Consider the following 11,189-nt stretch of genomic DNA (forward strand, 5'->3'; position numbering starts at 1 on the left):
GCGCCGACGTCCACGGTGGCTCGTTCCAGCCGATCGGCGTGCTTGTCGAGGCCCTTGGCCTTGTCCTTCTGAAACGAGCTGCGGCCGTTGACCTGGTCGTAGCGGGAGATCACGATGTTGTCGAAGTCGAGGTACACCGCGACACGGTCCGCGTCGGCATCTGTCATAGGTCCAGTCTTGACCATTGGTGGCCGGCCGAACCCGAATTGCGGATAGTGGATCTCATGATCGAACTACTGGCGGATATGCCCAAGGGAGTGACCGGCGTTCGCGTGTCGGGGCGGTTGGGTGGCGACGAGCTGCGTGAGGTCAAGCCCACCATCGAGGACATGCTGAAAACCGACGAGATCAGGATCGTCGAGGTGATCGGGCCCGACTACGAAGGCTTCGGGCCCGGTGGGTTGGTCGAGGATCTGAAGATGGGCTTCAGCACGGTCTGGCCACATCATGCGGCGTTCAAGCGCATCGCGATCGTGTCCGACAAGGCGTGGGTCGAACACACCGTGCATGCGTTGGCGTGGATGATTCCCGGCGAACTCAAGACGTTCAAACTCGACGAGCTCGACAACGCTAAAGAGTGGGCCGCCGGCTAAGCAGCCAGGCCGCCATGAACAGTTGCCACGCGGTAATCGAATAGACGCTGCATCGCTCCAACACCCCAAGCGGCAGAGCGCTGGGTGCCGGCAGCTCGACGATGAACGGCACGAAGCTGAGCAGGCCGAACGCCCCTAGCGCGACCGATACCCTGCGATGCCAACCGCTGACGATCCTCGATCCGGCAAGGATGGCCGCGTTCCCGCCGACGATCGCCAACACCGCGCCGATGACGTGCAACCCTGCGGTTCCGTTCGCGTGCGACGCGGGCCCGCTGTGGAAGGCCGCGATCAGCAGATTGCCGACCGCATTCGCGGCCGCAAGGGTGACAAACAGCCCCGCTCTGCGCGCCTTAACGGCCCGGACGGTCAGGATGGCGCCGACGAGAAACAGTGTGCCCTGCAGACAGAACGCGATGTTCATCAGCCACGCCAGCGGCGAACCTGACGACGGTATCCCGAGATCGCTGATGAAGTTGCGGGCGTAGCTGTAGCGAGGCCGAAAATACGCTGCCGCAACAGCTTCCAGGGTCAGATATGCGAGCCCTGCCGACAGCCACGCAACGGCCGCACCCACGCGCTGCCGATTCGAGGTTGTCATTGCCCCATCGACGCTAGCCGACTTACGGTTGCGATGACGCCAAGCCGCAGGAGGAACCAGTGAGCGAACAGCAAGTCAAGATGGTCATCTTGTCGACCGACGACCTGGACGAGTCGATCCGGTTCTACAGCCAGACTCTGGGCATGTCGCTGAAGTTCCGCGACGGCGCCCACTTCGCCGCCCTCGACGGCGGCCCGGTCACCCTCGCATTGGCGACCGCGGTCGACCATCCCATTCCCGGGCAGGTCGTGGTCGGCATCAAGACCGACGACGTCGACGCGGCGGCCAAGGATGTCGAGGACAGTGGCGGCGGCATAGTGAAGGGCCCCTACGACGATGCCCACGAACGCCGCGCGGTGGTCTACGACAACAAGGGCAACGGGATCGTCTTCTACAAGCCGCTGTCTCGATGAACGGCGTCGGACGCAACGCCTAGCCCAAATGCGCGCTGCTGTCGTCTAATTCGTTGCGGCGCAGCGCCATCGGCGTCATTGCGGGGACGTCGCCGGCCGCGACCACGGTCTGGGTGATCGGCGTGAGCGATTGAAACAGCGTCTCCACCTCGTCGTCGCTCAGCACGTCGAACGCCAACAGCGACAGCGCGTCGGTGGTGGTTTCGACGTGCTCCTTCAGCTCCTTGCCGGCCGTGGTCAGCGATCCCTCGTCGTCCAGGAGGCCCCGCGCCGCCAGCTGTTGCTCGCACAGTTGCCACTCCTCGTCGTCGTAATCGCGGGTGCGGGCAATGTAATCGCGCGGGATGGCCCCCCACGCCGAATGCAGCACGTTGCTTTCGCGGCCGGTGATGCCGGCGGCGTTCAGCACCGCGGTGTGCGTGTCGCCGCGGTGCTCGCGCAGCAGCGTGGCGGCATGCCACAGCGTGCTGAGCGGGTCGTCTGGCCAGGGCAGCGCGCTGTTCGCGGCGAACAGCGGATGTCCGTACAGCGGCGCACTTTTCGCGGCCCTGCTCAGCAATTCCGCTGCGGTGGAGACGTTTTCGTCTTTCTCGAGACCGTAGCGGCGCAACACCGCGACCGCGGTGTCCTGTCGGACCCGCAACGCCTCGTCGGGACCGGCGATCTGCCACGCCGCCGGCAACGCTTTGGCGACCCGCGTGGGGGCGAAGTTGTAGAAGATCGCCGTCACCACCTCGGTCGGCACCTGGCCCAGCGGCGCCGAGCGCGCGGCAAAATAGCCCATCCAATAGCCCTTGTAACCCAGCCCGTCCAACGCCTCGCGTACCTCCGGCGCGAAGTAGGTCACACCGTGGACGGGCTCGAAGCGGTCCAACAAACGTCGTGCAAGCTTTGGTTCCCTATGCATGGTCGAAGTCAACCACCCACCTCAGCCGTGGCCAACCCTCTGGTCAGCGCACAAAAATTCCGATCTTGAACGTTTAGGGGCACGGCGTACGTGTAAAAATGTAATTGAACACGTGTTGCACCGCGAGCTGTCCATGGGGGGACCGGAAGGGAGCCCCACCATGCGCGCCCCACGATTCTGCGTTCAAAGTGTGCGGCCATGGCCGATATCGTCCTGATCAATCCGCAGTTCCAGGTCTCGTACTGGGGCCTTGAACACGCACTTCCGCTGCTCGGCAAGAAGTGCAACCTTCCGACCGCCTGTCTGCCGCTGCTCGCGGCGCTGACGCCCGCCGGCCATTCCGTGACCATCGTCGATGAGAATGTCGAGCCGATCGACTATGACCGTTTGTCGCGGGCCGACATCGTGGGGCTTACCGGCATGACCGTCCAGCGTGCTCGCATGCTCGAGATTCTCCGCGAGCTGAAAACCCGCGATGTCTTCACGATCGTCGGTGGTCCGTGGGTCAGCGTGCAGGAAGACTATTTCGACGGCCTGGCGGATGCGATCTTCATCGGCGAGGCGGAAACGACCTGGCCGCAGTTCCTCGAGGAATGGGCCGAGGGCCGGCATCAGTATCGCTACCAGCAGTCCGAGACGACCGACATGACTCAGGTGCCGGTGCCGCGCTACGACCTGCTGAAGACCAAGGATTATTTGTTCGGCAGTGTCCAGTTCAGCCGGGGCTGCCCGTTCCAGTGCGAGTTCTGCGACATCATCGTCACGTTCGGTCGTCGGCCGAGGCTGAAGACGAGCGCGCAGGTGATCGCCGAGTTGGAAGCGATGCGCAAGCAGCACCTGAAAATGGCCTTCATCGTCGACGACAACCTGATCGGCAACAAGGCCGCGGTGAAGGAGCTGCTGCGCGACCTCATCGCGTGGCAGACCGCCGAGGGATACCCGTTCACGTTCTTCACCGAGGCGTCGCTCAACCTCGCCGAAGACGAAGAGCTGATCCAGTTGATGGATGCGGCCAACATCGTGACCGTCTTCATCGGCATCGAGAGCCCCAACGAAGAATCCCTGCGCGAGACGAAGAAGTATCAAAACGTCAAGAAAACCGGGTCGATCGTCGACCGGGTCCGCAAAGTGCAGGACTCCGGGATCGAAGTCTGGTGCGGCATGATCGTCGGCTTCGACCACGACGACACCCGGATCTTCAAGGCCCAGCACGAGTTCCTCCGCCAGACCGACATCATGCACGCCATGGTGGGCATGCTCTCGGCGATTCCCAAGACGCCGTTGCACGCTCGCTTGAAGAACGAAGGTCGGCTCGATCTCGACGACGAACAGCCGTTCGGCACCAATGTCATTCCGCTCGGCATGACCCGCGAAGAGTTGCGTGACGGGTACGTCGACCTGATGCAGGAACTGTACGATCCCGACTTCTACTTCGAGCGGCTCGAAAATCTCTTCCTCACAAGGAAGTTCGATTGGGCTCGCGCGCGCAATGCCTACTGGCGCAAACACCCGTGGCGGAAGCTGAAGTCGCAGTCGGTCGATGCTGTGCTGGCGACTGGGCTGTTCCTTCGGCTGATGAAGAACATTCCCGACCCGAAATTGCGCCGGATCTATCGCCGCCGAATGGCCACCATGGCCCGTCGACGGCCCGACCCAAGCCTGCTGTTCATCTGCGTGATCAAGTGCGCGATGCACTACCACCACTACACAATGTCGCGTCAGATGGCCGAGCAGCACCGGCCGGTAAATACGTTCTAGCGCTTCAACAGTGCGAGGTGTGTCCGCGATTTGAATCGTATGTGATATCAGAGCCCGGGTGATATCACATACGCGCCATGTGCGGTCAGGAACTCAAAATCGGCATTCTGCGGGAAATCGGTCGATTTCAAATCGGTTAGCGACGGCCGCCCTTAACATCCGCATGAAAGACCAGGTTGCCAGAAAGGCTGCACCCGATGAGCCCAACTCTTTTCCGCGTAAAGGGATATGGCGCTCGCTGGGCCAAAACGGCCCTGTCCATTTGTCTGATCGGCATCGGGTTGGCGATTGCGACGTTGTGCTACTACCGAGCACACATTCCGGAGCTCGAGCAATACAAGTACGGCAACCCGACGGACTGGCTGCCCGGATTCAAGAAGCAGCAGCTCGCTTCGCTACGGCTGGAGAGCTTGTTCGTCCTCGGTTACTTTCTGGTGTTGAGCGGAGTTGCGTGGATCCACCGATGCTGGGCGGTCTCCACGTTTGGCCGCAGGATGGCGCGTTACGCGTTTGCGGCCGTAATCATCATGGCCGCGGCAGATTTGGTAAGGAATTACTTTCTCCAACAGCTACTGGCTGCCAAGCCGGGCACACCCTGGTCCGCCACGTTCTCGACCGTGGTTTCCGCGGCGGCGGTCATCAAATGGTGTGCAATGTTGCTGGCGGTCAGTGCGATAGTGGCCGTCGCGGGTCTTAGCTTACGCGGAGCCACCGCGCTGTTCCGGAGATATCTGTTGCCGCGGATTCGCGGTGACATGCGCGAGAAGGCCGGCAAGGGCAGCCTCAACTACGCTTCCTGGTGGAACGACGTCTGGGCCCCGCCGGAGCTGCCGATAATCCCGGATTCGATCTCTGAGCAGGTAGCCGCGAACGAATCGAGTTGGCTCGAGGCCTATAACGTCCCCGGCGCCTTTGATGTCGTCAAGGAGCGGAAAGGTAAGCCGGCACAAGCCATTTGCTTGTCGGGCGGGGGAGTACGGTCGGCGTGCGTCGCGATGGGAGCGACGCAAATTTTCTCCGAGGCAAAACCCATCAACCCCAAGCAACCAGATCCGCCTAGCCCCGCAGCCCCGCCTCGGCTGATCGACACGGTCGACTACATTATTTCGGTATCGGGCGGCGGCTTTACCGCTGGAGCGCGGCTGCTCGCTACCCAACCCCCGGGCGGCAGCGGACCTGCAGACAAAGCGCCTAAGCGGCCGCTTTTGTCAGAGCGATTTGAGCACGGATCGGCCGAGTTCGACCACTTCCGTAGGGGCTCAAGCTATATCGCTGATTCGGCAGCGGAACTGGTCAATGCTTTGGCGGTGGTGCTCAAGAATTTGATCGCTTCATTGGGCATGCTGTTCGCTGTTCCGGCAATCCTGGGCTGGGCGTTCGGGTATCTACTCGCGGTTCCCTATTTTTCGTTCGCGACGTTGGTGCCGGTGACAGCCGACGTCGCTAACCAGATCAACCGCGACGCGAAGTGCCCGGGCGCACTGCCAGCGCTCGCAGACCATCACGCTTCGTGGTGGGCTGTTGGGTCTTTCGCGATTCTCACCGTTATATCCACGATGCTTGCCATCGGCGTGGAGTGGCTCTCGGCGAATCCCGGCAGTGAATACGCGCGGCTGTGGCTCATCAAGGTCGCACGAGGAACCGCGGTATTTGCGGTGCTCGTGCTGGTGGCCGTCGCTGGCTTGCCGGCACTCATGTGGCTTTGCTCGATGGTCAGTCCAAACCCCGCCAGCGCGGGCAAGATTCTGTCCGGCGTCGTCGGCCTGAACTACGTAACAGCGATTCTCACGATGCTGATGAAGAAGCGCGACGCGCTGCCTCTCAAAGATGCCGCGACGGCGTCCTGGTGGAAACGGCTGCTACCGCCAGCTGTTCTGCAGTTGATACTGGTACTGGCGACCTTTGCGCTCCTGGCGGTGGCGTGGCTTGCCGTGCTCGGAAGCTTTGCCGTCGATATCTTTCAACGCGCCGCACCTTATACCTGCCAGGGCGCTGTCCCGGTCTTGCCCGGTTTCGGGTGGCTCACGGAGTTGGTGCTGCTCAGTCTGGCCGTGTTGTTCCTTGGCTTTGCAGACGTCACATCGCTTAGCCTGCACCCGTTTTATCGGCAGCGGCTGGCACGCACCTTCGCTGTACGTCGTGTCGAGGCCCCGTCTTGCGGTTGGCAGGCCGCGCGCTATCCGGCGACCGAATGGACGGGGCTGCCGGACTACGGGCAAGCTCCGGATAAGGGCCCGAAATTCATCTTCGCAACCGCGGCCACGTTGTCGGGAGAAGCGACACCGGCACCCGGTCTCGACGCGGTGTCTTATGTTCTCAGCGCGGACCACGTCGGTGGCCCCGATCTCGGATGGCTCAAGACCGGGCCGCTGTTCGACGTGGCGCCGCCTCGAATTAAGCGAGATCTCACCGTTGAGGCATCTGTCGCGGTGAGCGGCGCAGCGTTTGCGTCGGCAATGGGACGGATGGACAAGGGCTACCAGAAACTGCTGGCCGTCTCGGGTGCTCGACTCGGAACGTGGCTGCCAAATCCCAAACTTGTGGGCAACCTGGTGAGCGCGCAAAAAGGTGAGCGCGTCGACCCAGAAGACGAAAACCGCCCGTGGCCAACGTCATTGCCCACCATCCGGGGCGCGGGGTACTTCTACCGTGAACTCTTCGGCTTGAACTACGACGATGCGCGGCTTGTGCAGTTGACCGACGGCGGCCACTACGAGAACCTTGGACTGGTCGAGGCACTGCGCCGGCGCTGTCGCCTTATCTTCTGCATCGACGCCGGCGGCGATGCCCCTCCGCTACTCAGCACATTGTCGGATGCGATGCGGCTGGCGGAATACGAATTGGGCGTAACGATAGAACTCAACGCGCAGGGGCCCTACTCGGTGAACAACATCGCTCCTGGCTCCGGCAGCCCGTACCCCGAGGGGCACGCCTTAGCTCGCTTGAATGATCGAATCACAAAAGGAACGGTGACTTTCGGCAAAATCAACTACCCGTTGGCGGCAGGCTTGACCGAGCCGCAGAATCCGCGCGGTGTGCTGATCTTCGCGAAAGCCGCTCTGTGGGAAGGTTGTCCAGAGTGGCTGCTGACCTATGCCGCGCAGAGTGATGTGTTCCCTCACGACCCGACTTCCGATCAGTGGTTCAGCGAGGCTCAGTTCGCGGCCTACACCTCGCTGGGAACGATCATGGGAAAGCATGCCGTGGAGTGCGCCAAGGCTCTCGAACGCAGCGGAGTGATTTGAAGCGGCCACATGATCGCCAGATGGCCGAGCAGCACAGGCCGGTGAACACTTTATAGAAACCGAGTCGAAGAAGCCGACGGCGCGCGCGCAGCCACGTAAAATTCTGCGAGTGACCGAGGCGCCGCAGGCCAAGCGGATCGTCCTCTGTTTTGACGGCACCGCGAACCAGATCGGTGCCGGCAATCTCACCAACGTCGCCAAGCTCTTCGAGATGCTGGACAAGAACGACCCGGCCAGCCAGCTCGCCTACTACGACCCTGGCGTAGGAACCCTGGCGCCCGCGCAATCTTCACTGATTGGCAAGCTGCGCCTGCTGTACGAGCAGGCGTTCGGTGTGGGCCTCAAAGACAATGTGGCACAGGCCTACCGGTATGTGATGCAGCACTGGCGACCCGGCGATGCGATCTACATCTTCGGCTTCAGTCGCGGCGCCTACACCGCGCGCGCGTTGGCCGGCATGTTGCTGCGGCCGGGGTTGATGCGGCCCGGATCGGAGAACCTGCTGCCCTATGCGGTCGAAAAGTATGCTCTCAACCGGGATTTCACCCAGAGCGAGTTCGATAACTGGGCCGAGTTCGCCCGCGCGTTCTGCTGGCGCACCGAGAACGAGCCGCTGTTTGCCACCATTCGGCAGAACAGTCCGAATCAGGTGTGGCACTATGCGGTGCCGGTGGCCTACCTCGGCCTGTGGGACACCGTGAAGGCGGCCGGCTTCCTCCGGCTGGGAGCTCTGCGCTGGCCCTACACCAGGTCGCTGTGCAACGTCGCACGCATCCGGCATGCTGTCTCGATCGACGAACAACGCAGTCCCTACCGGGAATACCTCGTCGAACGCCACCCACTCGGGCTGCAGGAGCGCTGGTTCGCCGGCGTGCACGCCGATGTCGGCGGTACGTTCCCCGACCACCGGCTCGCCACGATCGCGCTGAAGTGGGTCACCGACGGCGTCGTCGGTGAATTAGCCATCAATAAGGAGGCTTATCAGCAGGACTGCACGGTGGCCGACGATTTCGCCGACGCGCCGATCCACAACAACGGGAAGCTCTGGTACCTGGTCGGTCGTCGAAAGCGACCGATGGGACCCGACGCGCTGGTACATCCCAGCGTCTTGATTCGCCGTCGCGACAACCCGGGCTACCTACCGAATTTGACCGCCGAACAAATACAACAGAGCGCCGACCCGACCGACTGGACCAACCCCGCGTTGTAGAGGAGAAATCGCCATGGCATTGGATTCGCTGACCGAGCTGGACAAGTACAAGGCCGCGCCGTTTCCGCCCGGCTATCCCGACGCCACCCGAAGCTTTTACAGTCCCGTGGACAAGGTGCACGAGGCGCTCAAGGATCTGTTGACCTCCGCCGAGAAAAGCATCGTGGTGGCGATGTACGGCTACGACGATCCCGAGCTGAATGAGGTCCTGCGGTCGGCGCTGGAGAACGACGAGATCTACGTGCAGATGAGTCTCGACTCGACGCAGGCGAAAGGCAAGGCCGAGCAGCCGCTGCTCGATCCCTGGCTCAATCAGAAGACCGGCAACAGCATCGCGATCGGCCACAGCGAGAAGTCGGCGATCATGCACCTGAAGATGGTCATCATCGACGGCGTCGACGTCATCACCGGATCGACCAACTGGTCGACCGGCGGAGAAACCAAGCAGGACAACCAACTTACCGTGATCCGCGACCCCTACGTCTGTGCGGAAGCCCGCTCCCGCATCGACATCATCCACGACAACATGCTCAAGCAGATGGCCGCCAAACTCATCAAAGCCAAGTAGCTAGCGCTCCCGGCGAGAGGCGTACGGCCAGGGCTGATTTCGCTCGGGGACAGCTTCCGCCCGCGCCTGCTTGAGTTGCGTTCGCAGATGCTGGCGAAGCTCGTGCAGATCCGGATCGGTCCACCGGTTGTCCGCCTCGATCGGATCGGCGGTGAGGTCGTAGAGCTCCCACTGGTCGTCAAGCGGGCTCATCCGATACGCCTCGCCGCCAAGCCCGTTCGCCGCCAGATGGCGGAACCCGGGCTCGGTCCAGGTAGCGGGATCGTCGAACGTACGCACCAGCTTCCACAGGTGATCGCCGACGCGGATCACCAAGCCCTCGAAGTTCGACCCGACGTGGGCAGGCACTCGGATACGCAGCGGCCCTTGCGGATTCGACGTCCGCCGCAACCGGCGGGCTACCGCCGACGCGCCGCTGTCGCCCTCGAGCATGTTGTCGCGGGTCATGATGTAGATCGGACGCTCGTCGTCGGCCGGACCGCCGTCCACGACCGGCATCAGGTTCTGGCCCGGCAGCGGATGCACTTCGGAGAACGACTCGGCCAGGCTGTCGGCCGCCACATCGACGTCGACACCCGCGGCAGCCAGCAGTGTCGGCAGCAGGTCGACATGCGACGTCGGGGCCGTCACCTCCCGCGAGGATGTGGCACCGTCACCGATCCGCGCGATCACGAACGGCACCCGGGTGGCCTCGTCGTACAGGTTGAACCACTTCTGGTGTAGCCCGCCGTGCGCTCCGAGCAGGTCGCCGTGATCGGAGGTGCGCACCAGCACCGCATGGTCCGAGCCGCCCTCGGTGACCGCGCGACGCACCCGGTCGATCGGCCCGTCGACCTCGGCGTGCAGTCGGTAGTACAGGTCGCGGTAGCGCTGCGCGTTGCCGCGATAGGCCTGGTCGATCACCGGCGGCGGACCGTAGCCGGAGGCGTAGGCCTCCCGGAACGCGATCTGCGCGGCGGGCTTGCTGGCCAAATCCTCGTCGGCGGTGGGCGCCGGGGGCACGTGCGGCGGATCCAGCGGCGAGGCCTTGATCGGGCTGCGGCGCACCCAACCCGGAAACAGCACGATGTCGTGCGGGTTGACGAAGCTGGCGACCAACAAGAACGGACGCAGCGCGGCCGCATCGCCGGCGCGACGGCGGGTGTAACGGTCGATCAGCCAGGTGACGACGCGGTCGGCGACCAACGGGTCGCGGCGGATGCCCGCGTTACCCGGCAGCGCGCCATGCGGCTCCGGTCCGACCCACCCCGAAAAGCCAAACGGGCCAAGAGGATCGGCGTCGAGATAGCGCTTTACCGCGGCGTGGTCGACGCTACCGCTGGCGTCGTTGGTCGCCAGCACGCTCCCGTCGGCGTCGTGGATGTCGGCGTGCGAGATGTGCCATTTACCGTCGTAGTGGGTGTCGTAGCCCGCGGCGCGAAACCAGTTGCCCATGGTGGGCACTTCGCCGGGGCGCAGCCAGCGCATGCGCGAATCGTCGGGCATCTTGCCGAGGCCGTCGGTCTGCGTGACGCCATGCAGATCGGGGTAGTGTCCGGTGAAAATCGTTGGGCGACTGGGCGCGCAGGCCAGCGAGCCGGTGTAGTGCCGGGTAAAGCTGACGCCGTGCTCGTCGAACCACTTGCGGCCCTGCAGGGTCCGCTCCCGCCAGGCGAGCACCTCGGGTGACTCATACGGCGGGATCGCGCGTTCCTCATCGGTCATCAGGATGATGACGTCGGGCTGACTCGTCACGAGTTCTCCAATCGGTTGGCAAGACCGGCGAGCATGATGTCGGACTGCTTGGTCTGAACGCGGCACACTGCCCGCTCGGCGAGCTTGTGTAGCAGGCTGGATCCAATGTCGACCGTGCTGGTCAGTGTGACAACTGTGCCATCGCCTAAAGCCTGAAGAG

Annotated in this window: 9 protein-coding genes; 6 read left to right on the top strand and 3 right to left on the bottom strand. The window is 63.1% G+C overall.

The window, feature by feature from the left end; translation table 11 throughout:
- Positions 1 to 224: 224 nt before the first annotated feature.
- Entirely contained in the window at positions 225 to 593 is a 369-nt protein-coding gene (locus tag VN856_RS09745; RefSeq protein WP_325688392.1) for an STAS/SEC14 domain-containing protein, read from the top strand.
- Here the strand turns inward: VN856_RS09745 and VN856_RS09750 are convergent.
- A complete protein-coding gene (locus tag VN856_RS09750) occupies positions 571 to 1,194 on the bottom strand; it encodes a DUF998 domain-containing protein (protein WP_325688394.1) in 624 nt (207 codons plus the stop codon). The genes VN856_RS09745 and VN856_RS09750 overlap by 23 nt on opposite strands.
- A gap of 59 nt (positions 1,195 to 1,253) precedes the next feature.
- Between VN856_RS09750 and VN856_RS09755 the strand changes: the two genes are divergently transcribed.
- On the top strand, positions 1,254 to 1,607 hold the full coding sequence (locus VN856_RS09755) for a VOC family protein (RefSeq protein WP_325688396.1): 354 nt from the start codon (positions 1,254 to 1,256) through the stop codon (positions 1,605 to 1,607).
- 19 nt (positions 1,608 to 1,626) lie between these two features.
- On the opposite strand, the gene VN856_RS09760 is transcribed toward VN856_RS09755, so the two are convergent.
- Positions 1,627 to 2,514, bottom strand: a complete 888-nt coding sequence (locus tag VN856_RS09760; protein WP_325688398.1) for an SCO6745 family protein — start codon at positions 2,512 to 2,514, stop codon at positions 1,627 to 1,629.
- A gap of 198 nt (positions 2,515 to 2,712) precedes the next feature.
- Between VN856_RS09760 and VN856_RS09765 the strand changes: the two genes are divergently transcribed.
- From VN856_RS09765 to VN856_RS09780, 4 genes are all read left to right on the top strand, one after another.
- Positions 2,713 to 4,272, top strand: a complete 1,560-nt coding sequence (locus tag VN856_RS09765; protein ID WP_325688400.1) for a DUF4070 domain-containing protein — start codon at positions 2,713 to 2,715, stop codon at positions 4,270 to 4,272.
- A gap of 755 nt (positions 4,273 to 5,027) precedes the next feature.
- Complete coding sequence (locus tag VN856_RS09770; protein ID WP_325688402.1) at positions 5,028 to 7,517, top strand: hypothetical protein; 2,490 nt, start codon at positions 5,028 to 5,030, stop codon at positions 7,515 to 7,517.
- Between the two features lie 109 nt (positions 7,518 to 7,626).
- The gene (locus VN856_RS09775; protein ID WP_325688404.1) at positions 7,627 to 8,727 is read left to right on the top strand and encodes a DUF2235 domain-containing protein; all 1,101 of its coding nucleotides are present in this window, start codon (positions 7,627 to 7,629) and stop codon (positions 8,725 to 8,727) included.
- Between the two features lie 13 nt (positions 8,728 to 8,740).
- Positions 8,741 to 9,295 (top strand): phospholipase D-like domain-containing protein, encoded by a 555-nt coding sequence (locus VN856_RS09780; protein ID WP_325688406.1) that lies wholly within the window; start codon positions 8,741 to 8,743, stop codon positions 9,293 to 9,295.
- On the opposite strand, the gene VN856_RS09785 is transcribed toward VN856_RS09780, so the two are convergent.
- Positions 9,296 to 10,999: a sulfatase-like hydrolase/transferase gene (locus VN856_RS09785; protein ID WP_414686915.1), complete on the bottom strand. Its 1,704-nt coding sequence runs from the start codon at positions 10,997 to 10,999 to the stop codon at positions 9,296 to 9,298.
- Between the last annotated feature and the right edge of the window lie 190 nt (positions 11,000 to 11,189).

Origin of the sequence: Mycobacterium sp., assembly GCF_035603715.1 — a bacterium.
Classification (GTDB): Bacteria; Actinomycetota; Actinomycetes; order Mycobacteriales; family Mycobacteriaceae; genus Mycobacterium.

Coding starts and splice junctions, on each gene's coding strand:
- VN856_RS09745 (WP_325688392.1), top strand. CDS start 225: ATGATCGAACTACTGGCGGATATGCCCAAGGGAGTGACCGGCGTTCGC.
- VN856_RS09750 (WP_325688394.1), bottom strand. CDS start 1,194: ATGACAACCTCGAATCGGCAGCGCGTGGGTGCGGCCGTTGCGTGGCTG.
- VN856_RS09760 (WP_325688398.1), bottom strand. CDS start 2,514: ATGCATAGGGAACCAAAGCTTGCACGACGTTTGTTGGACCGCTTCGAG.
- VN856_RS09765 (WP_325688400.1), top strand. CDS start 2,713: ATGGCCGATATCGTCCTGATCAATCCGCAGTTCCAGGTCTCGTACTGG.
- VN856_RS09770 (WP_325688402.1), top strand. CDS start 5,028: ATGCGCGAGAAGGCCGGCAAGGGCAGCCTCAACTACGCTTCCTGGTGG.
- VN856_RS09780 (WP_325688406.1), top strand. CDS start 8,741: ATGGCATTGGATTCGCTGACCGAGCTGGACAAGTACAAGGCCGCGCCG.
- VN856_RS09785 (WP_414686915.1), bottom strand. CDS start 10,999: ATGACCGATGAGGAACGCGCGATCCCGCCGTATGAGTCACCCGAGGTG.